This is a genomic window from Aurantiacibacter odishensis (genome assembly GCF_003605195.1).
Classification (GTDB): domain Bacteria; phylum Pseudomonadota; class Alphaproteobacteria; order Sphingomonadales; family Sphingomonadaceae; genus Alteraurantiacibacter; species Alteraurantiacibacter odishensis.
Window position 1 is genome coordinate 359,861 of the sequence record NZ_QYOS01000025.1, and the last position, 23,326, is coordinate 383,186.

25 protein-coding genes are annotated in these 23,326 nt (G+C 65.7%); 12 read left to right on the plus strand and 13 right to left on the minus strand.

From position 1 onward, the window contains the following. Nucleotides 1-248 precede the first annotated feature (248 nt). A complete protein-coding gene (locus D4Q51_RS13635) occupies nt 249-563 on the minus strand; it encodes a UrcA family protein (protein WP_162925336.1) in 315 nt (104 codons plus the stop codon). Between the two features lie 327 nt (nt 564-890). Between D4Q51_RS13635 and D4Q51_RS13640 the strand changes: the two genes are divergently transcribed. Then, nucleotides 891-1,685, plus strand: a complete 795-nt coding sequence (locus D4Q51_RS13640; protein ID WP_120078381.1) for an outer membrane protein assembly factor BamD — start codon at nt 891-893, stop codon at nt 1,683-1,685. A gap of 14 nt (nt 1,686-1,699) precedes the next feature. On the opposite strand, the gene D4Q51_RS13645 is transcribed toward D4Q51_RS13640, so the two are convergent. Further along, the gene (locus D4Q51_RS13645; protein ID WP_120078382.1) at nt 1,700-2,032 is read right to left on the minus strand and encodes a PilZ domain-containing protein; all 333 of its coding nucleotides are present in this window, start codon (nt 2,030-2,032) and stop codon (nt 1,700-1,702) included. A gap of 145 nt (nt 2,033-2,177) precedes the next feature. On the opposite strand from D4Q51_RS13645, the gene recN reads away from it, so the two are divergent. The 3 genes from recN to ligA are packed head-to-tail and all read left to right on the plus strand — an operon-like array spanning nt 2,178 to nt 6,408. Further along, entirely contained in the window at nt 2,178-3,845 is a 1,668-nt protein-coding gene (gene recN, locus D4Q51_RS13650) for a DNA repair protein RecN (protein ID WP_120078383.1), read from the plus strand. Next, complete coding sequence (locus D4Q51_RS13655) at nt 3,845-4,345, plus strand: hypothetical protein (protein WP_120078384.1); 501 nt, start codon at nt 3,845-3,847, stop codon at nt 4,343-4,345. Before recN ends, D4Q51_RS13655 begins: the two co-directional genes overlap by 1 nt. A 38-nt stretch (nt 4,346-4,383) precedes the next feature. Continuing rightward, complete coding sequence (gene ligA, locus D4Q51_RS13660; protein ID WP_240624812.1) at nt 4,384-6,408, plus strand: NAD-dependent DNA ligase LigA; 2,025 nt, start codon at nt 4,384-4,386, stop codon at nt 6,406-6,408. 1 nt (nt 6,409) lies between these two features. On the opposite strand, the gene D4Q51_RS13665 is transcribed toward ligA, so the two are convergent. From D4Q51_RS13665 to D4Q51_RS13690, 6 genes are all read right to left on the minus strand, one after another. Continuing rightward, nucleotides 6,410-7,081: an SDR family oxidoreductase gene (locus D4Q51_RS13665; protein WP_120078386.1), complete on the minus strand. Its 672-nt coding sequence runs from the start codon at nt 7,079-7,081 to the stop codon at nt 6,410-6,412. Between the two features lie 79 nt (nt 7,082-7,160). Beyond that, nucleotides 7,161-7,487: a PilZ domain-containing protein gene (locus D4Q51_RS13670; protein ID WP_120078387.1), complete on the minus strand. Its 327-nt coding sequence runs from the start codon at nt 7,485-7,487 to the stop codon at nt 7,161-7,163. Between the two features lie 106 nt (nt 7,488-7,593). After that, the gene (locus D4Q51_RS13675; RefSeq protein WP_120078388.1) at nt 7,594-8,334 is read right to left on the minus strand and encodes a DUF2459 domain-containing protein; all 741 of its coding nucleotides are present in this window, start codon (nt 8,332-8,334) and stop codon (nt 7,594-7,596) included. Continuing rightward, entirely contained in the window at nt 8,307-9,212 is a 906-nt protein-coding gene (locus D4Q51_RS13680) for a 50S ribosomal protein L11 methyltransferase (RefSeq protein ID WP_120078389.1), read from the minus strand. Before D4Q51_RS13680 ends, D4Q51_RS13675 begins: the two co-directional genes overlap by 28 nt. Next, nucleotides 9,209-10,138 carry a subclass B3 metallo-beta-lactamase gene (gene bla, locus D4Q51_RS13685; RefSeq protein ID WP_120078390.1) on the minus strand — a complete coding sequence of 310 codons (930 nt, stop codon included), beginning with the start codon at nt 10,136-10,138 and terminating at the stop codon, nt 9,209-9,211. The genes D4Q51_RS13680 and bla overlap by 4 nt, the downstream gene beginning before the upstream one ends. After that, nucleotides 10,128-10,838: an SDR family NAD(P)-dependent oxidoreductase gene (locus D4Q51_RS13690; protein ID WP_120078391.1), complete on the minus strand. Its 711-nt coding sequence runs from the start codon at nt 10,836-10,838 to the stop codon at nt 10,128-10,130. Before D4Q51_RS13690 ends, bla begins: the two co-directional genes overlap by 11 nt. Before the next feature lie 170 nt (nt 10,839-11,008). Here D4Q51_RS13690 and sdhC point away from each other — a divergent pair, with 170 nt between their 5' ends. Genes sdhC through D4Q51_RS13715 form a run of 5 tightly spaced genes read left to right on the plus strand, consistent with a single transcriptional unit; the run spans nt 11,009 to nt 15,516 of the window. Further along, nucleotides 11,009-11,389: a succinate dehydrogenase, cytochrome b556 subunit gene (gene sdhC / locus D4Q51_RS13695; protein WP_120078392.1), complete on the plus strand. Its 381-nt coding sequence runs from the start codon at nt 11,009-11,011 to the stop codon at nt 11,387-11,389. Nucleotides 11,390-11,405: 16 nt separating this feature from the next. Continuing rightward, a complete protein-coding gene (sdhD, locus tag D4Q51_RS13700; protein ID WP_120078393.1) occupies nt 11,406-11,795 on the plus strand; it encodes a succinate dehydrogenase, hydrophobic membrane anchor protein in 390 nt (129 codons plus the stop codon). A 1-nt stretch (nt 11,796) separates the two neighbouring features. Next, nucleotides 11,797-13,629, plus strand: a complete 1,833-nt coding sequence (sdhA, locus tag D4Q51_RS13705; protein WP_205689501.1) for a succinate dehydrogenase flavoprotein subunit — start codon at nt 11,797-11,799, stop codon at nt 13,627-13,629. A 13-nt stretch (nt 13,630-13,642) separates the two neighbouring features. Then, nucleotides 13,643-14,173 (plus strand): hypothetical protein, encoded by a 531-nt coding sequence (locus D4Q51_RS13710; RefSeq protein WP_120078394.1) that lies wholly within the window; start codon nt 13,643-13,645, stop codon nt 14,171-14,173. Nucleotides 14,174-14,205: 32 nt separating this feature from the next. Continuing rightward, complete coding sequence (locus D4Q51_RS13715) at nt 14,206-15,516, plus strand: M20/M25/M40 family metallo-hydrolase (RefSeq protein ID WP_120078395.1); 1,311 nt, start codon at nt 14,206-14,208, stop codon at nt 15,514-15,516. 6 nt (nt 15,517-15,522) lie between these two features. Here the strand turns inward: D4Q51_RS13715 and D4Q51_RS13720 are convergent, their stop codons facing one another. Beyond that, nucleotides 15,523-16,176, minus strand: coding sequence for a peptidylprolyl isomerase (locus D4Q51_RS13720; RefSeq protein ID WP_120078396.1), 654 nt, complete (start codon nt 16,174-16,176; stop codon nt 15,523-15,525). A gap of 130 nt (nt 16,177-16,306) precedes the next feature. Here D4Q51_RS13720 and creD point away from each other — a divergent pair, with 130 nt between their 5' ends. Then, a complete protein-coding gene (gene creD, locus D4Q51_RS13725) occupies nt 16,307-17,659 on the plus strand; it encodes a cell envelope integrity protein CreD (protein WP_120078768.1) in 1,353 nt (450 codons plus the stop codon). A gap of 21 nt (nt 17,660-17,680) precedes the next feature. Here the strand turns inward: creD and D4Q51_RS13730 are convergent, their stop codons facing one another. After that, nucleotides 17,681-18,244, minus strand: coding sequence for an ATP-dependent Clp protease proteolytic subunit (locus D4Q51_RS13730; RefSeq protein ID WP_120078769.1), 564 nt, complete (start codon nt 18,242-18,244; stop codon nt 17,681-17,683). 35 nt (nt 18,245-18,279) lie between these two features. Beyond that, entirely contained in the window at nt 18,280-19,455 is a 1,176-nt protein-coding gene (locus D4Q51_RS13735; RefSeq protein ID WP_240624750.1) for an alpha-hydroxy acid oxidase, read from the minus strand. Between the two features lie 160 nt (nt 19,456-19,615). On the opposite strand from D4Q51_RS13735, the gene D4Q51_RS13740 reads away from it, so the two are divergent. Then, nucleotides 19,616-20,020: a BlaI/MecI/CopY family transcriptional regulator gene (locus D4Q51_RS13740; protein WP_120078398.1), complete on the plus strand. Its 405-nt coding sequence runs from the start codon at nt 19,616-19,618 to the stop codon at nt 20,018-20,020. After that, nucleotides 20,017-21,810, plus strand: coding sequence for a M56 family metallopeptidase (locus tag D4Q51_RS13745; RefSeq protein WP_120078399.1), 1,794 nt, complete (start codon nt 20,017-20,019; stop codon nt 21,808-21,810). Before D4Q51_RS13740 ends, D4Q51_RS13745 begins: the two co-directional genes overlap by 4 nt. Before the next feature lies 1 nt (nt 21,811). Here the strand turns inward: D4Q51_RS13745 and D4Q51_RS13750 are convergent, their stop codons facing one another. Both D4Q51_RS13750 and ypfJ read right to left on the minus strand, forming a co-directional pair. Next, nucleotides 21,812-22,426 (minus strand): hypothetical protein, encoded by a 615-nt coding sequence (locus D4Q51_RS13750; protein ID WP_205689502.1) that lies wholly within the window; start codon nt 22,424-22,426, stop codon nt 21,812-21,814. 1 nt (nt 22,427) lies between these two features. Beyond that, the gene (gene ypfJ, locus D4Q51_RS13755) at nt 22,428-23,285 is read right to left on the minus strand and encodes a KPN_02809 family neutral zinc metallopeptidase (RefSeq protein WP_120078400.1); all 858 of its coding nucleotides are present in this window, start codon (nt 23,283-23,285) and stop codon (nt 22,428-22,430) included. Nucleotides 23,286-23,326: the final 41 nt, after the last annotated feature.

Consider the following 23,326-nt stretch of genomic DNA (forward strand, 5'->3'; position numbering starts at 1 on the left):
CCGCCTGAACCTGCAAGTAACAGACGAAAAGGTTTCAAAGCCAACTTCCACTTAAAGGCGTTGCATATTTGTGACAGATGCACGGGGGCAGGTGCGGCGCAAATGCAGCATCGGGTAAGTCGCCCTGCATTGTGAACTGTATCATCGACCCGGGACAGCCGGTGCAACTGCCTTGGAGAGGGTGGAGCGGGCCGCAGCTTACCCTGCGACCCGCTCCCGAAGGCGCGACGGATCAACCCCGCCCCCGGTCAACCGGCGCCGCGCCGCCGATCCACGATGAGCGCCACCTCCCGCTCGAGCTTGTCGAGTGTTTCACGGTAGCAGGTGCGTTGCTGCGATGTCGGCAACTGGCGGTGCGCCATGTGGCGCTTGATGCCGCAGACGCGCATCGCGGCGCGATCGATCCGGCGGTCAAGCGCGGCGATCCCGCCGGGAGTAGCCAGGTTGAGGTCGTTGTAGCTGACAGTTACCAACTCGCCCTCTTCGGCAAATGCGGGGGCACCGACCGTTGCCCCTGCGACCAGTGCGGCGGCCAGGGATGCCTTGATGGAAATGGTCTTCATCGGTCTTCCTCCTCTTTCGGTGCCCCGAGCCCGCAAACGGCTAGCGGGCCAGGGCAACGCATTCGAGTAAGGGGAGGGTGAGGGGCCGCTCACCCGACTCTCGACGAGGTCACGGCAGGATTCGACGAGTTCGCGCCAACACCGATGACCGGCCCATCGCATTCGACAAACGTCGAGACGCCTTCTGTTGCAACAATGCTACACCCGGTGGCGACTCCGCGTAACATTCTGAATGCCAGGCGCCTTGAGAAGACGGCGCGAACACAAAGCGGCAAAGCGCATCGCACTTCACTTGGCGTTCAGCGGAAGGCTAGTTATAGGCGAGCCATGACTGTGAAGCTTTCGATCCGTAACGCGCTGCTGGGCGCGGCTGGTGCAACGCTCCTTGCCGGCTGCGGCGGTGGCCCTGATACAGGCGCGAGCGACCTTGCCTACGTCGCGCGCGATGTCGAATCGCTTTATTCTGCCGCGAAGTACCGGCTCGACCGCGGTGATCTGCAACTGGCCGCCGGTCTGTTCGACGAGGTGGAGCGCCAGCACCCTTATTCGCCGTGGGCCCGCCGCGCGCAGTTGATGAGCGCGTTTTCCTATTACGCCGCGCGCGATTACCCCTCCGCCATCCAGTCGGCTTCGCGTTTCCTCTCGATCCACCCCGGCAACCGCGACGCGCCCTATGCCTATTACCTGATCGCGATGAGCTATTACGAGCAGATAAGCGATATTGAGCGCGACCAGGCGATCACCGAGCGCGCCTTGCAGGCGATGAACGAGATCGTGCGCCGCTATCCCGAAAGCCCCTATGCCGACGATGCCCGGCTGAAGATCGACCTGCTCAACGATCACCTTGCGGGCAAGGAGATGGAGATCGGCCGCTTCTACGAACGCACCGGGCAGTGGCTTGCGGCGCAGCTGCGCTTCCAGAACGTGGTCGAGGATTACCAGACCACCAGCCACACCGCCGAAGCGCTCTATCGCCTCACCGAAACCAGCCTGGCGCTCGGTATCCCGGAAGAAGCGCAGCGTTATTCCGCGGTGCTGGGTGCCAACTATCCCGGCAACGAGTGGTACCAGAAGGCCTTTGAACTCATGCGGGATCACGCGCCCGATCGCATCGGGGGGTGAGCCTGATGAACGGACTAGGTGCCGTAGCGCCTGTCCGCGATTGATTGCTCGCGGCGATTCAGTTCCAGCAGGTCGCGCATCTCCGGCAGGTGCAGCGAACGGTCGAGCCGCACTCCGGCGAGACCATCGTGCGCCCAACGGATGGTGCCCTCGATCTGGGTATCGGAAGCAACGATTACGACCTTGTCGCCCGCCTCGTACTTGGAGCGCCCCAGGTTGCTGATGCGGGCCCCCTGCTGGGAAAGCTCGATCAGCAGCCCTCTTGCAGCCTTGCGGCCATCCCGGCGCAGCTGGACCGGCAACCGGGTCGCATAACGCTTGTATGCCCTGATGGTGAGCACCGACATCGCGGCCTAGCCCTCCTGAATTGCCCAAACCTTAAATTACCAAGGCAGTGTGAGCGGAAATGGTTAAGAAACCGTCGCCATCCACTTTTTGCCGCGCGGCAATCGTTGCGCTGGCTGGGGCGGCGACGTAAAGCCGGTGGCAGCTATGCTCACCGCTCTTTCTATCCGGAACATCGTGCTGATCGAGGCGCTCGACCTGGCGTTCGGGCCGGGGCTTGGCGTGCTGACCGGGGAAACCGGGGCGGGCAAGTCCATCCTGCTCGACGCGCTGGGTCTGGTGCTTGGCAACCGCGCCGATTCCGCGCTGGTGCGCGCAGGTGAAGAACAGGCGAGTGTTACCGCGACATTCGAATTCGGCGCGCTGCCCGTCCCGGTGAAAGAGGCGCTGGACGAGGCGGAGGTGGACGTGGAGCCGGGCGAACCGCTCATCATCCGTCGCCGCCTGAAAGCCGACGGCGGATCGAAGGCTTTCGTCAACGATCAGCCCGTCGGCGTTGCTCTGTTGCGCGCGCTTTCTGCCGCGCTGGTGGAGCTGCACGGCCAGCACGATGATCGCGGCCTGGTTAATCCGCGCGGCCACCGCGCCCTGCTCGATCGCTATGCCAATGCAGATGTGGCAGGCGTTTCTGCCGCGTGGGAAGACTGGCGCAAGGCGCGCGAGAAGCTGGCAGATGCACGCGAGGCGATAGAACAGGCGAAAGCCGATCAGGACCTGCTGCTGGCGCACCTTTCCGAACTCACGAACATCGAGCCGCATGAAGGCGAGGAGGAAAGCCTCGCCCATGCGCGCACCGACATGCAGAAGGGCGAGAAGCTGGCGGGAGACCTCGAAGACCTTCGCACCGTATGGGACGGATCGGAATCGCCGCTCGCCTCCCTGCGCGTGGCCGCCCGCAAGCTGGACCGCATCGCGCCCGAGCACCCCCTGCTGGCCGAGGCACTGGCGGCGCTGGACCGCGCGGTGATCGAGGCGGGCGAGGCGGAGGACAAGTTGCAGGCCGCGGGCGAGGCCTTGCAACATGATCCGCTGGAACTGGACCGTATCGAGCAGCGCCTGTTCGAGCTGCGTGCCTTGGCGCGCAAGCACAGCTGCCAGGTGGACGACCTGCCCGAAGTGATGCGCTCTCTTCGCGCAAAGCTCGATGCCATCGAGCAGGGCGATGCAGATCTGGCCGACCTTGAAAGGGCAGAGCGGACTGCGCACGAGATTTACCACGCGCGGGCCGAAGCGCTGCATGGAACCCGCGTGTCTGCCGCCATGCAACTGGACGAGGCGGTTGCGGCAGAACTCGCGCCGCTGAAACTGGATGCAGCCCGATTCAGGACGGCCGTGGCGGAGCAGCCGGAAGAGAAATGGGGTCCGCAAGGGATGGACTCGGTCGAATTCCTGATCGCCACCAACCCCGGTGCCGACTTCGCTCCGCTCACCAAGATCGCATCGGGCGGTGAATTGTCCCGCTTCATTCTGGCGCTGAAAGTGGCGCTGGCGGAGCAGGGCGGGGCGGCGACTGTCATCTTCGACGAGATCGACCGCGGCGTGGGCGGCGCGGTCGCTTCTGCGATCGGCGAGCGGCTGGCGCGGCTGGCCGGGGACGGTGGGCAACTGCTGGCCGTGACGCACAGCCCGCAGGTCGCCGCGCGTGGCCGCACGCACTACATGATCGCCAAGGCATCGTCGGGAACGGTAACGAAGACCTCGGTCGCGCTGCTCGACGAAGGCGGGCGGCAGGAAGAGATCGCGCGAATGCTCTCGGGTGCGGAAATCACCGACGAGGCACGCGCACAGGCGGATCGCTTGCTGGAGGGAGTATGATGAGAGGATTTCTGCCGATCGCGGTGCTGTTGCTGGCAGGGTGCATGACTCCTGCACAGGATGGCGAGGCCTCTACCGATCCGCTGCCGCCGCTGGCCGCGCAGAAGGACGCGCCCCGCCTCGCCATGCTGGAGCATGTGCTGGGCGGATATTTCTCGTCCGACATCACCAACCCGCCCACCGTCTGCGCCAGCTGGCACGACGGGCGTGAGGAAGAAGCGCTGCCACCAGGCGAGGAGGTGGCGCTGATCGCCCGCTTCCCGCAACTCGCCCCGATGACGCGCTGCGTCCGCACAGACAACGGCTGGCGCGATGCGGAAACGGAGCAGCCCGCGCTCGTGTTCACGGTGCACAACTTTACCTGCGCCAGCGAAACGTCGTGCAGCGCATGGGCCGGGTATCGCTCCAGCGAGGCAAATTCGATGAGCTATCTCTATCGCGGCGACTGGGGCGGAAGGGCATGGCAGTTCACCCGCGACATGAGGATCATCGCGGAGTGAGCGAGACCATTACGGAAGCCGAGGCTGCCAACGAACTGATGCGGTTGGCAAGGCAGATCGCGAAGCACAACCGGCTCTACCACGCGGAGGACGATCCCGAGATCTCCGACGCGGAATACGATGCGCTGGTGAGGCGCAACGCCGAACTGGAAGAGCAATTCCCGCATCTTGTGCGCGAGGATTCGCCTAGCAGGGATGTGGGGCACGACGTCAGCGCCTCGCCGCTCTCCAAGGTGACTCACGAGGTTCGCATGATGAGCCTCGACAACGCCTTCTCGGACGAGGAGGTGGAGGAATTCGTCGCCCGCGTGCGCCGCTTCCTGTCACTGGCAGAGGACGAGCCGGTGGCTTTCACGGCAGAAGACAAGATCGACGGGCTTTCCTGCTCGCTGCGATACGAGAACGGCAAGCTGGTGCTCGCCGCCACGCGCGGGGACGGGCAGGTGGGCGAGAACGTCACGCCGAACGTCGCGCATATCGCCGATATTCCGCAGCAGCTTAGCGGTGACGATGTGCCCGAGGTCTTCGAGGTGCGCGGCGAAGTTTACATGGCAAAAGAAGACTTTGCTGCGCTCAATGCTGCGCAGGAGGAAGCGGGCGACAAGCTGTTCGCCAACCCGCGCAACGCAGCGGCAGGGTCGCTCAGGCAGAAGGACGCCAGCGTCACCGCCAAGCGTCCCTTGCGCTTCTGGGCGCATGGCTGGGGCGCGGCAAGCGAAGTGCCGGGCGATACGCAACTGGACGTGATGCGGCGGATCGAGGCATGGGGCCTGCCCATCTCGCCCGATCTCAAATTGTGCAGCAATGTGAACGATATGCTGCAGCATTATCGCAGCATTTCCGAAGGCCGGGCGGACCTGCCCTACGAGATCGACGGAGTGGTCTACAAGGTCAACCGCCTCGACTGGCAGAAGCGCCTCGGCTTCGTGGCGAAAGCGCCGCGCTGGGCGATGGCGCACAAGTTTCCCGCAGAGCGCGCAGAGACGACGCTGGAAAACATCGATATTCAGGTAGGCCGCACGGGCAAACTGACGCCTGTCGGGCGGCTGGCCCCGGTGCTGGTGGGCGGCGTTACCGTCACCAATGTCACGCTGCACAACCGCGACGAGATCGCGCGGCTGGGCGTGCGCCCCGGCGACCGCGTGGTGATCCAGCGCGCCGGCGACGTCATCCCGCAGGTGGTGGAGAACCTGACCCGCGACGAAGACCGGCCAGCGTTCGACTTCCCCGCCGAATGCCCCGTCTGTGGCAGCGAAGCCGTGAGCGAGGAGAGCGAAGTCGACGTGCGCTGCACCGGCGGCCTCATCTGCAAGGCGCAGCAGTTCGAGCGGTTGAAGCACTTCGTCAGCCGCGCCGCGCTGGATATTGAGGGGATGGGCGAGAAGACCATCGCCGAGTTCATGGACCACGGCTGGCTTGACGAAGGACCTGCCGCGATCTTCCGCCTGCACAAACGCCGCGATGACTTGCTCGGGCTGGAAGGCTGGAAGGAAAAGTCGGTCGACAACCTGCTCGCGAGCGTGGAGGCGAAGCGCGAGCCCGATGCCGCGCGGCTCCTGTTCGGCCTCGGCATCCGGCACGTCGGCGCGGTTACGGCGCGCGACCTGATGAAGAACTTCCACGATCTGCCGACCCTGCGCGAAACGGCGCAGCAGGCGCGCGCGGGCGACGAGGATGCCGCCGCCGCGCTCACCAGCATTGATGGCATCGGCAGCGCCGTGGTAGAGGCGCTGGGCGATTTTTTCCACGAGGAGCACAACCGCACCGTCTGGGAAGACCTGCTCTCCGAAGTCTCTCCGCCGCGTTATGAGGTGGAGACGATGGACTCCCCCGTTGCGGGCAAGACGGTGGTGTTTACCGGCAAGCTGGAGACCATGAGCCGCGACGAGGCCAAGGCGCAGGCCGAACGGCTGGGCGCGAAGGCCAGCGGATCGGTCAGCGCGAAGACGGATCTGCTGGTGGCAGGACCGGGCGCAGGGTCCAAGCTGAAGAAGGCCGAGGAACTGGGAATCGAGGTGATCGACGAGGCGGGCTGGGCCGCCATCGTCGCCGCAGCTGGCTGACCTAGTCGTTCGGCATAAGGTGTATTTCGCGCACGCAGGACGTGTCCCGCTGGCCCAGCGCGAACACCACGGCGTCGGCGATATCCTCCGGCTGCAGCTTGGTGGGCTTGCCCTCGTCGAAGAAGGGCGTGTCCACCATGCCCGGCGAGATGACGGTGCAGCGGCCACCCCATTCGCGCATTTCCTCGGCCAGATTTCCGGCAAAGCCATGCACGAACCACTTGGTCGCGCCGTAGATCGAGCCTTTCATGTGATCGCGTCCTGCCTTGGAGCCGGTGACCACGAACATGCCCTTGGTCTTTCGCAGGTGCGGCAGGGTGGCGTGGGCGGTGTAGAGCACGGCCAGGATGTTGAGGTGGATCATGTCATGCCACTCGGCGGGATCGCCGTTCTCCACGCCCGGATTGTCCACGCCCTTTCCGGCATTGGCGAACACGCCGTCGAGACCGCCGAAGTGATCGACGGTTTTCGCCACCGCCTCGTTCACGGCGTCACGGTCCGTCACGTCGCAGGGCAGGGCGAGGGCGGCGTCGCCGATTTCGCCGGCCAGCGTTTCCAGCTTGTCCTCGGACCGGGCGAGCAGCGCCACGTTCCATCCGGCCGTGGAAGCGGCGCGCGCGGTGGCCGCGCCGATGCCGGTGGAGGCTCCGGTGATGAGCAGGGTCTTCGTCATGATAGGTCACTCTTGCATTGGGGAGGGTATGCAAGGGTAATCGCTGGCGAGGCTCGCAGGTTCCGCGCCGGAAAAGGGTTCAACCACCGGGCCTGTCGATTTCGCCCCTACCGAGTTCGCGCAAGTCGAAATGTGCGCGGATGTGATCCAGCACGGCGGGGTAGAGCGGGTTATCGAAGAGCAGCCCGGCGTAGGGTCTTTCCTGCCAGCGGATGGTCGCATCGATAGGACCAACCGGGCCGATCTTAATAGTGACGGTCTTGCCCGGAGTCAGCAATCCCATCCGGTCGAAGATGCGGCAGCCGCGCTCCGACAGATCCACGATCGTCACGTCGCGCTTGCCCGTGCCGGTGCGCATCTTGCCGATAACGGAAATGCCGTGCCGCTGCGCGTCGCGTTCCGTCATTGCAATCTTGCCCCGTCAATGGTTGCTGACCCCTGCGGCGGGGCTTACAGATGACACTACCGTGCGGCAATGGCGAAACATGCCAGGGTAATACCGGTATTAACCCTTAGGTCTCGCGGTTTCCTGCCGTGCCGGGCTCGGGTATCCACTTCATCACCCCGCCGGCGAACGGCGTCCACAGGCCCATCTCTATCCCCGCTTCGGCCAGGGTATTGCCGACCCAGGTGTTGCAGGTGTTGGCGAGGGTGTAGCTGCCCTCGGCTTCGTAATAGGCATCATTGACATAGGTGCCGGAAAGAACCTGGCGCGTCTTACCGGAAGGGATGGAAGGGAGCGCATCTTCTATGGCCGCGACGAGTCGTTGATACTGGACCAGCGAAATCTCGACAGGGCGATGGTTCGGGCCCGCGCCGGGGCGCACGTAATGGCTCACCCGCATCAGCGGATCGCCGCCCACCGTGGCGATGCGCAGCGCGGTGCTGGCTTTCAGGTCGCCCCAGGTGGGCACGTTCAGGAAGACCTCGCGCTCGCCCCAGCCGATCGATAGGTGCGTGGGCATCCGTCCGTGTTCGTCCGGCTGGGAAGCGCTGGGAAAGGTCTCGCGCCAGTCCTTGCTGGCGGACACGACGGGTACGATGATGCCCGTATGCGTGCCGTTGGTTTCCACCATGATGGTGACGGTTTGCGCCGCTGCGGCCTCGCTCTTTACCGTCTCGTGGCCGGGGATCGAACTGCCGACCCATGCGGCAAGCGGATAGCCCACGACGAGCGCCAGAAGTGCTGCGAGCACGATCAGCGCAATGCGCAGCAGGCGGCGCCCTATCCCTGGAACCGATGCCGCAGCCACAGGATGCTCCAGTCCCCGTTCACGATGCGCCGGTGCAGACGGAAGCCCGCCCGGCGATAGGCGGCGCGCACGCTCTCTTCCTGCTTTTCCAGCAGACCCGCCAGCAGGATGCTGCCGCGCGGCGCCACGGCCCCGGCAAAATCGTTCGCCATGTCAATCAGCGGCCCGGCGAGAATGTTGGCGATCAGCAGGTCATAAGGTGCGCGCGCCTGCAAGGCAGGGTCGTCCATCCCGTCCGCGATCACCATGGCCAGCTGGCCGCGATCGGTGCCGAGGGGGATGTGGTTCAACTCGCAATTGGTCACGACGGCGGGGCCGCACACCGGATCGATATCGCTCGCCGTGGCAAAGGCCAGCGGCCACAGGTCCATCGCGGCAAAGGCGAGGAGCCCGGTGCCGGTGCCGATATCGGCCACCTTGCCCGGCAGAAGCCCCTGCGCTTTCATGATATGCAGCATTTCGAGGCAACCGGCGGTCGTCTCGTGTTGTCCGGTGCCGAATGCCTGCGCTGCGGGAATGACGAATTCGGTCAGCGAAGGATCACCCAGCGCGGCGTGATCGGGCGTGCGCACGCGGAAGCGGCCTGCGCGGATGGGCTCCACGCCCTTCTGGCTCTCGCTGACCCAGTCGGTGTCGGGCAGCTTCTCCGCGAGGATCGCCGGCACCGGCTCGTCGAACAATTCGTGCAGGGCCTTGCGCTCTGCTTCGCTGGGCTTGCCCTGCGTATAGGCTTCCAGCCGCCAGACGTCGGGCTCGTTGGGATCGACCTCGTATGCGGTGAGGACGATGTTCTCGTCCCAGCCGATGCTTTGGTCGCACCGGTCCAGCGCCGCATCGACCTGCGCCTTCGAGGCGAGGGCGGACAATTTCCAGCTCATTGCGCGGATTCCATTGCGAGGCGTTCCTCCAGCACACGCAGCCTGTCTGCGGCGTAGGCGGCGCAGGTCATACCGCTTTGCCAGTCACTTGCCAGCAACTTGTCGCGCATGCCGCTGGCGGAGGGGTGCGGGGTGAGGAGCACGTCGCAGTCGAGCGCGGCGAGCCGGGCAAGGCCATCCCGGAATGCCTGCACGTAGTCCGGATGATCGGTGAAGCGATAGCCGTCGGCGCTGATTGCGGAGAGGCTGTCGGCATAGACGATGTTCTTGCAATCGCCTGCCTCGCAGCTTTCCCACTGCCACGTCAGCGCACCGGGCGTATGGCCGGGCGTGGCAATGGGCTTGAAGGTAAGCCCGGCGATTTCGACAGGCCTGCCGGGCGTAACGGCGGACACGACGGCGCGCGGCACGGGATGCATGGGATCGTGCATGCCGAATTGCGGGTCTTCGGGATGCTCCTCGCCGCTTTCGATCACTTCCAGCGCTTCGGGCGATGTGTAAACGGGCGCGCCGGTGTTCTGGTGAACCCACCACAGCCCGCCGACATGGTCGAAATGCTCGTGGCTGGTCAGCACGCCGCGCAGGTTCTGCGGCTGGAAACCCAGCGTGCGGATATTGCTCAGCACCACCCGCGCGCCGTTGCGGGTGCCGCTGTCGATCAGCACGTGGCCCTCGGGCCCGGCGACGAGCACGGCGGAAATGCCACAAGTGCCCACGTGATAGGTGTCGCCGTACACGCGGAAGGGCTGGGCGCGCTTGTCCCATTCGTCCCAATCGGTGCATTCCTGTGCCCATGCGGAGCCGTCGCCTGCATTGGCGCGCGCGGAGTCCAGCGTGGCGGCGCTGGTGCGCGGCACCGGCGGCTGCGGGGCGACGCAGGCAGCCAGCGACAAGCTGGCGAAGAGGGCGACAAGTCTAGCGGACATAGCTGGCACCATTGGCGTCGATCACCGCGCCGGTCATGCTGGGCGGTGCGTCGAGAGAGCAGAACACGGCGATATCGGCGATCTCCTCCGGCTCCGCCACGCGGCCCAGCGGGATATCGGCCAGCAGGCCGGGGCCGCCGCGGCTCTCCAGGTAGTCGCCCGCCATGGATGTGTCGGTGAAGCCCGGAGTGATAGCGAAGGAGAGGATCCCTTCCGCAGCATATCCACGCGCGATGGTCTTGTGCATCGCCACCATGCCGCCCTTGGCTGCGGCGTAGTGCCAGTGCGCCGGACTGTCTCCGCGATAGGCCGCGCGGCTGGCAATGTGCACGATGCGGCCGCCGCTGCCGCGCTCCTGCCAGTGGCGCACGGCGAACCGGCTGAGCTGGGCTGCGGCGGTGAGATTGATGCGCAGGGTGTCCTCCCACCTGTCCAGCCATTCGATGTCGCTGGCGACGAGGGGTATCTGCTCGAACAGTCCGGCATTGTTCACCAGCACGTCGATCCGGCCGTCCAGCCGGTCCAGCGCTTCCTGCCAGAGCATCTGCGGGGCCGGCGGATCGGCGAAGTCGGCGGCGATGGTGCGCGAATCGATGGCCCGCGTGGCGTGGCCCATCACGTTGCAGCCGCGTTCTGCCAGCTGGTCCGCTATCGCCTGGCCGATGCCCCTGCTGCTGCCGGTTACGAGAATATTGGTCATGGCCGACTGTCATAGCGGGGGGCAAGCCGCGGGGAAAGTGCAGGAAATGCGGCAGGAAATGCCCGCCGATTTATGCACGACCTGCCCGAAGGGCCGCTTGTAACGCGCGTCACAATCGCTAGAGGGAGGGCACGAACCTTGGGGCTCACATACACGCAATGGGACGTTACATGGCAAATCGCCCGCTTTCACCGCACCTGCAAATCTGGAAATGGGGGCCGCACATGGCGGTATCCATCCTGCACCGCGTCTCCGGCGACGGCATGGCCATCGTCGGGCTGGGCGTGCTGCTGTGGTGGCTGGGATCGCTGGCAGCGGGGCCGGAAGCCTACGAAAGCTTCGCCGGGCACGCTGGCAGCTGGTATGGTACGTTGGTGCTGATCGGCCTGACCTGGGCTTTCTTCACCCACATGTGCTCCGGCCTGCGTCACTTCGTGCTGGACCTTGGCGCGGGATACGAGCTCGACACCAATCGCAACTGGTCGGTCATCTCGATGGCTGGCGGCGTTGTGCTGACCGTGGCCTTCTGGGCCTTCATCCTGCTGGCTTGAGGAAGGGATAGAAACCATGGGTAACGGAACTTCCATCGGCCGCGTGCGCGGCCTCGGCGCCGCCCACCAGGGCCCGCACCACTGGCTGGTGCAGCGCTTCACCGCCGTCGGCAACCTCGTGACGGTGCTGTTTCTCGGCCTGTCGCTGGCGCTGCTGGGCGACTATTCCTACGCCAGCGTTTCGGGCTGGCTGTCCTCCCCGCTGCCCGCCTTCATGGTGGCGCTGCTGGTGATCTCCACCTTCTGGCATGCCAAGCTGGGCCTGCAGGTGCTGATTGAGGATTACCTGCACGAAGCCGGCACCAAGTTTGCCGCCATCCTCCTTTTGAACATCGCGACCTTTGCAGGCGCCGCTTTCGGCCTGTTCTGCATCGCTCGCCTCGCATTCTCCGCAGGAGCCGCCTGACATGGCACACAAGGCCACTTTCGAAATCAACGGCAAAGCCTACCCGATCATCGACCACACCTATGACGTGGTCGTCGTCGGCGCGGGCGGTTCGGGCCTGCGCGCCACGATGGGCGCGGCAGAAGCGGGCCTCAAAACCGCCAACATCTCCAAGGTCTTCCCGACCCGTTCGCACACCGTGGCGGCGCAGGGCGGCATTGCCGCCTCGTTGGGCAACAACACGCCCGACCACTGGCAGTGGCACATGTACGACACCGTGAAAGGTGCCGACTGGCTGGGCGACCAGGACGCCATCGAATACCTGGCGCGCGAAGCCCCGCAGGCGGTGTATGAACTGGAGCACGCCGGTGTGCCCTTCAGCCGCAACGAGGACGGCACGATCTACCAGCGCCCCTTCGGCGGGCACATGCAGAACATGGGCGAAGGCCCGCCGGTGCAGCGCACCTGCGCCGCGGCGGACCGTACCGGCCACGCCATGCTGCACGCGCTCTACCAGCAGAGCCTGAAGTACAGCGCCGATTTCTACATCGAATACTTCGCCATCGACCTCATCATGAAGGACGGCGCCTGCGTCGGCGTGATCGCCATGTGCCTGGACGATGGCTCCATACACCGCTTCCGCAGCCACGGCGTGGTGCTGGCGACGGGCGGCTATGGCCGCTGCTATTACACCGCAACCTCCGCCCACACCTGCACGGGTGATGGCGGCGGCATGGTGCTGCGCGCTGGCCTGCCTTTGCAGGATATGGAATTCGTGCAGTTCCACCCCACCGGCATCTACGGCGCGGGCGTGCTGATCACCGAAGGCGCTCGTGGCGAGGGTGGCTATCTCACCAATTCCGAAGGCGAGCGGTTCATGGAACGCTATGCCCCGTCGGCCAAGGACCTCGCCAGCCGCGACGTCGTCTCCCGCTCGATGGCGCTGGAAATGCGCGAAGGGCGCGGCGTGGGTCCGGACAAGGATCACATCTACCTGCACCTCGATCACATCGATCCCAAGGTGCTTGCAGAGCGTCTGCCGGGCATCACCGAGAGCGGCAAGATTTTTGCCGGCGTCGACCTGACGCGCCAGCCGCTGCCCGTCACCCCGACGGTGCACTACAACATGGGCGGCATTCCGTGTAACTATCACGGCGAAGTCGTCACCATCGGTGCGGACGGCAACCCCGATACCGTGGTGCCCGGCCTGTTCGCCGTGGGCGAGGCCGCCTGCGTTTCGGTGCACGGGGCGAACCGCCTCGGTTCCAACTCGCTGATCGATCTCGTGGTGTTCGGCCGCGCGACGGGCTTCCGCCTGAAGGAACTGATCACGCCGGGCCAGAGCCACGACGAACTGGCGCCGGACAGCGCTGATTTCGCGCTGACCCGCCTCGACCATTTCCGCCATGCCAACGGCGATTCGCCGACGGCTGCGGTGCGCGCGGACATGCAGAAGACGATGCAGAAGCATGCCGCCGTGTTCCGTGACAGCGAGCTGATGGCAGCGGGCGTCAAGTCGCTGGCCGAGACCAACAAGCGGATGCAGGACATCAAGGTTCACGACCGTTCGCTGATCTGGAACTCCGACCTGATCGAGACGCTGGAACTGGACAACCTGATGGCGCAGGCCGTCGTTACCATGTCCAGCGCCGAAAACCGCAAGGAAAGCCGCGGCGCCCACGCGCACGAGGACTTCCCGGAGCGCGACGATGCCAACTGGATGAAGCACACCGCGGCCTGGTTCGAAGGCTGGGGCGGCAGCGGCGGCGAGGTGCGGATCGACTACCGCCCGGTCCACGAATACACGCTGACCGACGACGCGACCTACATCGAGCCGAAGAAGCGCGTTTACTGAGGCCGCGCTTCCAGTGACGGGAAAGCCTCCATCGAAGTCTCCGGTCAGGAAGCGCCTCGATGGATACTGGAAGCTCGAAGTCGCCAACGCGGCGCTGATCCCCGCTTTCGTGGTGGCCATGTGCCACATCTATGGCGAGGGCGCTGGCTGGCTTACGTGGCTGGCGCTGTTTCCGACGGCGGGCCTGCTGCTGGTCGGCGGCCTCTACTGGCGCGGCAAGCTGCGCGCGCTGGAAGGTTCGGAGCGGGCTCTCGATGCTGCGTTGCGGCTGGCCGACAAGGCGCAATGGCCCTCCCTTGTCTTGTCGCTACTGTCAGTCGCACTCGTCCTCGCGGACCTGCTGTTCGGCCTGCCGGGTGTAACCGGCACCGATCGCTGGGCAGCGGGTGGCTCCGGCATACTGGCCCTGCTGGAGTACGTGAATTACTACCACCGCCAGTTGCAGCACTTCGACAACGCGGCGGATTTCAAACGCTTGCTGACCGGGCGCGGGATGCGGCCCGCGAAGATGGCCGTCGACCTTGCTGCATGGCGTGGCGATTGACATTTGCGTCGCGCAGGCGCGAGAACACGTCCATGCGCACCGCTCTCGCTTCGCTTGCCCTGCTGTCCACGGCCACCCCCGCCGCCGCCCAGCTTTCTCCCGCCGAAGAGACCATGGTCCGCACGGTGGAGGCGCATTTCGAGGAGGACGTGACGCTCCTCGAACGCATCACCAACGTCAATTCCGGCACGCATAACCACGAGGGTGTGCGCGCGGTGGGGCAGATGCTTGTGCCCGAGTTCGAGGCGCTGGGCTTCGACGTCGAATGGATCGACCAGTCGCACGTGGACCGGGCAGGGCACCTCTTCGCGCGCCGCGAAGGCGATAACGACGCCCCGCGCATCCTGATGATCGGCCATATCGACACGGTGTTCGAGCCGTCGTCCCCGTTTCAGCACTTCGAGCGCGATGGCGACAGGGCAACCGGCCCCGGCGTGGTGGACGACAAGGGCGGGATCGTCGTGATCCTCGCCGCCCTGCGCGCGATGGAAGCCGCAGGCACGCTCGACGGCGCGAACATCGTGGTCGCGCTCACGGGGGACGAGGAGGACGCCGGCGATCCCATCGAACAATCGCGCCAGCACCTGATCGAAGCGGGCCAGTGGGCCGACGTGGCGCTGGGGTTCGAGGGGCTGTCGGTGGTCGAAGGGCGCGACATGGGCGTGGTTGCCCGGCGATCCTCCAACAGCTGGACGCTGACGACGAGCGGGCGCACCGGCCATTCCTCTGGCGTGTTCAGCGAAGGCGCGGGATACGGCGCGATCTACGAGATGGCGCGCATCCTCGATGCCTTCCGAGTGCAACTGCCGGAGGAGAACCTCACCTACAACGTGGGCTTCATGGCGGGCGGCACGCCTGCCGAAATGGGCGCGGACAACCTCTCCGCGACTGCCGTGGGCAAGACCAACATCATCCCCGACAGCGCCGTGGCGCGCGGCGACCTGCGCACGCTGACGCAGGAGCAGACCGACCGGGCGGTGGCGGCGATGCAGGCCATCGTCGATGCCAACCTGCCGGGCACGGATGCGCAGATCGAATTCGCTTTCCGCTATCCGCCAATGGCGCCCAGCGAGGGCAACACGGCGCTGTTCGAAGCGCTGAACGCCATCAATGCCGACCTAGGGCTGGAGCCGATGGGCGTCTTCCCGCCCGCCCGGCGCGGTGCGGCCGACATCAGCTTCGTCGCGCCTTACGCCGATGGCCTAGCCGGGATGGGGCCGGATGGTGCGGGCAGTCATGCCGAGGGGGAAAGCGTGGACCTGCGCAGTTTCATCCGGCAGGCGCAGCGCGCCGCGATCCTGATGAGCAGGCTGGCGGAAAATCCCGGCGCACGGGAAGAGTAGGCGGGCTTAGTCGGCCTCTGCTGTTCCGGCAGGCTCCACCACTCGCGCCTCGTCGATCTCGACAGGCTCGGTCAGCATCTGGCCTTTCATCCAGCCTTCGCCCTTGTCCGGGTCTGTCGGCAGGGCATGGATCGCCTCGACCACGTCCATGCCGTCGGTGACATAGCCGAACACGGCATAGCCCGCCTGCCGCGCGGGATCGTCCGACGCGGGGTCGGCATCCAGCCCGCTCTGGTCGCCCAGCATGATCGAGAAATCGCCGTTCGCCGTGCCGGGTTCGCCCATGGCCATCGACAGCGCGCCGCGCGAATGGGTGAGGCCGGTTTCGCTGGTCGGTTCGTGTTCGATGCCGGGCAGCACGCGTTCCGGATCCCACTGGGTGCCGCCCTGGATCAGGCCGTTGGGTTGCTCGCCCCAGTCGAGCGGCATGGCGCGGTAGAACACGGTGCCGTCGAAGCGATCCTCCTCCACGTAGCGCAGGAAATTGGCCGCCGTGATCGGCGCGCGCTCCATTTCCAGCGCGATCACGATGTCGCCCATGGTGGTCTGCAACACGATGTCGGTCGTTTCGTAATCGGTTTCCGGCGGCGCCTCGGCGGTCTCCTGAGCGGCAAGTGGAGTGGCGAGCAGGGAGAGCGGCAGGACGAATCGTTTCAGCATGTGCGCCATCCTGCACCGCCGTTCTTGGCACGGCAATGAACGGATGATGACGGGGCGCGGGAGTTCACTCGGCATTCAGTTCGTCGCTCTCATTGCACGGTTCATCGCAACTATCGAAGGAGAGAGCGCGATGAGACGAGAACGAACACCCGGCGTGAAACTGATACTGGCGGGGCTGGTCGCAGCCGTGCTGATCGTGCCGCTGCTGATGGTCTATGCGCTGGTCTACGACCGGCAGGAGGAATCCCAGCGCGCGCAGGAGCAGATCACCCGCGGCTGGGGCGGGGCGCAGACGATCACCGGCCCGGTGCTGGTCATCCCGTTCACGGACGAGGTTCTGGAAGCCGAGACGGTCGATGGCGTCACGACGCAGCGGCGGCGGCAGGTGCAGCGCGAACTGTTCGTCTCCCCGCAGCAGCAGGACATCGCGACAACGCTCGATCCCGACCGCAAGGGCTACGCCATTTACGAAAGCGTGGTCTATTCCGGCGCGCTGGAGGGCACGGCGCGTTATGCCCTGACGAGCGAGCTCGAGCGCCTCGACTTAGGTCGGGCGGACCTCAGGTTCGACGAGGCCGAACTGCGCTTCGGCATTTCCGATACCCGCGGCCTCTCCGACGGAGCGAGCGTTTCCGCCGACGGTAACGTGCTGGAACTCAGCCCCGGCAATGGTCCTCTGGCAACCGGCGGATCGGGCTTCTCCGCAGCCGTAACGGGCTGGACTGGCGAGCAACCGCTCGACGTTCGCTGGAGCTATGGCCTGCGCGGCACGCGTTCGCTCTCGCTGGTCCCGCGCGGAGGAGAAACGCAGTGGCGCATCACCTCGCCGTGGCCGCACCCCAGCTTCAGCGGCGGCTACCTGCCCGAACCCTCGCAGACCGAAACCGGCGAGGGCGGCTTCACGGCCGTCTATCCCGGCATCACCAACCTCGCGCTGGGGCAAAGCCTGCTGTCCGTTAACGACCAACCGGCGGCTGAAGGCGAGGCCACGCAGCCTGCCACCATCGGCCTCATTGAGCCGGTCGATCTCTACAGCCAGGTGGACCGGGCGGTGAAATACGGCTTCCTGTTCATCGGCTTCACCTTCGCGGCGCTGCTGATGTTCGACATCGTGGGCGGCGCGCGGGTCGCCTCGGCGGAATATCTGCTGAATGGCGCGGGCCTGATCCTGTTCTTCGTGATGCTGCTCGCTTTTGCCGAGGTGATCGGCTTCGGCCTTGCCTATCTCCTGGCGGCGGCAGCGATTATCGGACTGCTGACGGCCTACAGCGCCGCCGTTCTCGGCACCTGGAAGCGAGCCGGGTTCATCGGCGCGATGCTGGCGGGTCTTTACGCCGTGCTCTACGTGCTGCTGAACGAGGAGACCTACTCGCTCGTCATCGGTTCGCTGCTGCTGTTCGCGGCGCTCGCGGGCGTGATGTACGCCACCCGCAACGTGGACTGGTCCGCCGTGGGCCGTAACGGCGACGAGGCCGCAGCCTAATCGCGCAGGGGAAGAGCTGGGTCAGATCACTTCGGCGATCAGGCCCAGCTCCTTCGCTTTCTCGCAGCCGATGTACCAGTTCTCCGGCGCCCGGTCGCGCACGTCCTCGAACGAGACATTGCTGCCTTCCACGATATCGCGAAAGCCCGCTTCCTCGATCTCGATGGAATGCTCGATCTCGTTGAGGGCACCCTTCAGCTGGTCGATGCAGCTTTTCAGCGGGCCGGACAGGTTGATCGTCTTGGCGATCTGCCGCTCGTGGATCAGCAGGCTGGAATCCTTCGTCATGAAGCGGTGGCTGACAGGGAAGCCCGCCATGAAGGTGGCCCCGGCGGAATAGACGGCGGACTTGCCGAGGAAGTAGATCTCCCGTCCCGGTTCGCGCAGGAGGCGAATGTCGTCGGCCATGGTGCGGGCGACTTCGGGATTCCCGCCCAGCGTGGTGATCGCCACCACCAGCGGGCCTTCGGTCGGGGCATTGGCCAGCTGGTCGCGGAATTCGGCATACATCGCCTCGTCGACGCTGCCGATCAGGCGGAGCTGGGGGCTGGTGAGGACGGTCTGGCGCTTGCTTTGTTCGTTCATGCCCATCCAACAGGCGGGGATGGTGGACGTTCCGTTCAGCGCAGGCGAATGTTGTCGCGCGATAATTCTGCGGGGCTGGCCTTGCCCATCAGCTTCATTGTGCGGGCGATTTCCTGCGAGAGGATACTGACGGCACGCTCCACGCCGTCCTCCCCCGCTGCCGCCAGCGCATAGAGATAGAGCCGCCCGCCGCTCGCCGCCTTCGCGCCCATGGACAGTGCCTTCACCACGTGGCTGCCGCGCGTCACGCCGCCGTCGAGGATCACTTCAACCCGGTCCCCCACGGCATCGACGATCTCGGCCAACTGGTCGAGCGGGGCGCGCCCGCCGTCGAGTTGTCGCCCGCCGTGGTTCGATATCATGATCGCATCCACGCCCATGTCCGCCGCGCGCCGCGCATCGCCCACGGACATGATGCCCTTGAGGCAGAACGGGCCGCCCCAGTCGTCGCGCAACTGCTCCGCCGCCTGCCAGTTGAGGCCGGGATCGAGCATGGAATCGAAATAGTCCTGAATGGAAATCGCCTTTCCGCTGCCCGCGTCCACGTGGGTGGAAAGGTTGGGCAGGTCGAACTTCTCGCGAAAGAGGAAGTTCAATGCCCACTTCGGGTGCGCGGCGTAGCTCAGCACGTTGGCGGGCGTGAAGCGGGGCGGGGTGGTGAAGCCGGTGCGCTTGCAGCGTTCGCGGTTGCCGGAAACGATGGTGTCCACAGTCAGCGTGATGGCATCGAACTTTGCCGCCTTCGCTCGCTCCACCAGAGCGGCATTCAGGCCGCGATCCTTGTGATAGTAGTATTGCAGCATCTTGGGGCCGCTCCACCGCTCGCCAACTTCCTCGATGCTTACGGTGGAAAGGCTGGAGATGCCGAACCACAGGCCGTAACGCTCCGCCACTGCGGCGACGGCGCGTTCGCCCTGCCAGTGGAAGATGCGTTGCAATGCCGTGGGGCTGAGCATCAGCGGCAGCGCGGTTTCGCGGCCCATGATCGTCGTGGAAAGGTCCAGCCTGTCCGCGCCCACCAGCACGTCGGGCACGAGGTCCACGTCGGCAAAGGCGGCGGTGTTGCGCTCGCGCGTGGCCTCGTCGTCGGCGGCGCCGTCGATATAGTTGAACACGGGGAAGGGCAGGCGTCTCCGCGCAAGCTCGCGGAAATCGGCGATCTTGTGGCAGTCGGACAGGCGCCGCACGGAATAGTCGTTCCGGTCTTTCACGCGGTTGTTCCCCTTCCTGCGCCAGAGGTGGCGTGCCTGCCAGCCTTCGTGGACGCAGGCAAGTGGCGAGAAAGTTCCAGGGGAAACTTGCATTCAGAGGGCATTCAGATTACAGGCGTAATCGTACTGCCTACAAACGTAATCGTTCGGGGAGGACGATGTGACGACAAGGACCGACAACGACCACGCGGAAACGGGTGCCGAGCGCATCAGCGATGCCGAGCACGCGGTGATGGAGGCGCTGTGGAAGCGCAGCCCGCAGACCGCCGCCGAAGTGTGCGAAAGCGTCTGCAAGGAACGCGGCTGGTCCATCCCCACGGTGAAGACCCTGCTTTCGCGCCTCGTGCAGAAGGGCGCTCTGGCGACGCAGCCCGATGGCCGCCGCTATCTGTACACTCCGCTCATTGCCCGCTCCGCCTATGTCGGCACGGAAAGCAAGCGGCTGGTAGAACGCCTGTTCGGCGGGCGCGCCGCGCCGCTGTTCGCGCATTTGGCGCAAGCCGAGGCGCTGAGCGAGGATGACATCGCGGAAATCGAACGCCTCCTGAGGGAGATGAAGAAATGACCGGCTTCTCTGACTGGATGGTCGACACCTTCATTTACACAGGGCTGCTGATTGCCCTTGTCCTGCTGCTGCGCCGTCCGGTGTCGCGCTGGTGCGGGCCGCAGGTGGCCTATGCGCTGTGGGCGCTGCCGTTCCTGCGCTTCGTCATGCCGCCCATCGTGCTGCCGGCGTGGATGGCTCCGGCAGAGCCAGAGGCGGTGGCGGCAACGGCTGCCGAGCCATTGATGGTCATTATCTCCGACCCTGTCGAGACTGCCGCCGCCACGCACGCCGCCGCGGCTCCGGTGGTCGGCCTGGCCGTGTCGGACCTGCTGCTGCCGCTATGGATCGGTGGCGCGCTGGTGTTCCTTGGCTGGCGCGTGCGCGAATACTTCCAGATGCGGCAGAGCCTTCTGGAAGACGCGCGCCCCGTGGGCGAGGCGGGCAAGGTGCGGCTGGTGGAAACGCCCGCCGTCACCGGACCCGTTGCTTTCGGCATTGCCGACAAGGTGGTGGCCCTGCCGCCTGAATTCATGGCGCATTACGACATTACAGCACGCGATATGGCCATTGCGCACGAACTTGCGCACCATCGCGGCTACGACCTCGTTGCCAACATCGCGGCGCAGCCGCTGTTGGCCTTGCACTGGTTCAATCCGCTCGCCTGGTGGGGCTGGCGAGCAATGCGCAGGGATCAGGAGGCGGCGTGCGATGCGCGCGTGGTCGCTGGCCGGGCGCAGGGAGAGAAAGCAGCCTACGCGCAGGTGATCGCCGGTTTCGCGACCGGAGACCACCATCTGGCCCTGGCTGCTCCCATGGCTTGTCCGGTGCTTGGAGAGAAGTCCATCATTCACCGTTTGAGGAGCCTCACCATGTCCGAAGTTTCATCCGGCCGTCGCCGCCTTGGTATCGCCGCGATCACCACCACCGCGCTTGCCCTGCCGCTGACAGCCTCGATCAGCTACGCCGCCAGCGACGCGCCCTTGCCGCCCGAGCCGCCTGCCGCGCCGCAGCCGCCCGAAGCGCCGCTGGCGCCCGATGCGCCGCTGCCTCCGCAGGCGCCCGAGGCGCCCTCCATCGAAAGCGTGGACCCGGACGAGCACGTCTATGTCCACGTCGACGAGGACAACGGGGAACGCCGCGTCATCCGCCATCGCATCACGCGCAGCGGCCAGCCGATGTCCGAAGCCGAGCTCGAAGCGCACATGGCGCGTATCGAGCGCGAGATGGAAGGCCGCGAGGCCGAGATCGAAGTGATCGTCGAACGCGCCATGGCCGAGGCCGAACGGGCGCAGGAAATGGGCGAACGCGCCCGCGAAATCGCCGCCCGCGCTCCCCAGGTCGAAATGGACTGCGACGGGGTGGACGAAAGCGGCATCGTGGAGCGCGAGCTTTCCGACGGACGCCGCGCCATCGTGATCTGCGAGCGCATGATCCACGAAAGCGCGCGCGCCGGATTGCAGGGCGCTGTGACCGGACTTCGGGAGGCGATCCGCGAGATGCGCCGGAACGACGAGATGCCTGCGGACCTGCGCGAGGAAATCATTCGCAGCCTGGAGGAAGCCGTCGAGGAAATGCAGCGTGAGGGCGTGACCGCTGCCCGCGTGCGGGCCAAGGCCCAGGCACGCGTTGCGGCACCGGTATCGCGTGCATCGGCCGTGGCGATGCGCTGGCAGGGGCGGATGGTGTCGCCCATCCAGGTCTCCGCGCCTGTGCGCGTGCAAGTGCCGGAGCCTGTCTTTGCGCCTGCATTCGCGCCCGCTCCCGCGTCGGAAGAAGAGTGCGACGATCAGCGCGTCGTTCGCGCCTGATCTAGTCGACCTGCTGTACGACGGGACGCGAGACGAACTGCGTCCCGTCGTCGCCCACTGTCGTAATCTGCCAGTCCGGCTCTGCGGGCACGGTGGATTCGCCATCCTGCATGGCCGCCAGCATTTCGGGCGGCATCGGGCGTGCCGGGTAGGGGCAGTCGCGCGCTTCGCCCAGGCCCTTCAGGTAGGCGCGGCGCATCAGCCCGGCGGCTATCGCCTGGCGGAACTTGTACTCGTGCTCGTTCGCGCCTGAGATCTCGCGGATGATGCCGCGGAAGGGGATGAACATGCCCACCGCGCGCTGCGCCACGCCGGTCACGGTCAGGCGGTTGCCTTCCTCGTCCCGCGTATCGAAATCGTCGCCCAGCACCGCATCGAGATCGGCAATGCCGCTGCGGATGTTGTCGCAGTCGTCCAGTCCCTCGTTCGCATAGGCGTTTTCGCGCGCCCACAGCAGGATCGGCGGGATCGGATCGCGCGCCAGGTTCAGGTCCGACAGCGGCGTCATGGCGACATCCAGCGCATCGGGATTGCGGTCCGTCACGTCCTCCTGCCCCATCGCCGGCGTGGCGAAAGCGAGGAGGGGCAGGGCGAGGAGAGTTGCGACCCGGTTCATATCACGCTCGCAAATAAGCTGCATCGCAGCGGTTGTCATCGGCGCTTTCCATGCCGAGGCGCAGGGCTTCCATGCGCTGCTGGCTGGTGCCGTGAGTGAAGCTTTCCGGGCCGACGCGCCCCTGCGTCAGCGTATCGTCGCCGATTGCGGCGGCAGCGTTCATGCCTTCCTCGAAATCGCCGCGCTCGATCAGGTTACGGTTCCGTCCTGCCCATACGCCCGCGTAACAGTCCGCATGAAGCTCCATCATCACCGATAGCTGGTTCTGCGCGCGTGGGTTCTGCGCCTGTGCGCTGCGGATCTGGTTGGAAATGCCGGTGACGGTCTGCACGTGGTGGGCATATTCGTGCGCCACGACATAGAGCCGCGCGAAATCGCCGCCGTCGCCCGCCATTTGCGCGAGCTGGTCGTAGAAGGCGACGTCGATGTACATCGTTTCGTCCGCCGGGCAGTAGAACGGCCCCATGCCGACAGAGCCGGTGCCGCATCCGGTGCGGAACTGCTGCGCCGTGGCGAACCGCAGCGTCGGCTGGCGGAACTCGTTGCCGAAGCCGGCTTCCTCGAACCGCTGCTGCCATGTCTCGTTCAGCGAGGTGAGGGCGGCACAGCTTTCCTGCGCATACTGGTTGGACGTGCAGATCGCCTGCTCGTCCTCTCCTTGCGGCGCGGATTGCTGCTGCTGGCCCTGCTGCATCCCCTCGACAGTCGCGGCGGTCTGCATCGGGTCCAGCCCGAAAGCGAAATAGCCGATGGCGGCGATGATGATGGTGCCGCAGCCAAGCCCTCCGGCCTTGCCCATGCCGCCACCGCCGGTGGTGCCGACCTTGATCTTGCCGGTGTCGAAGGGATTGAGTCTCATGCTTCGGTTACTCCCCGATTTTCATAATTTTGGCTGGACCA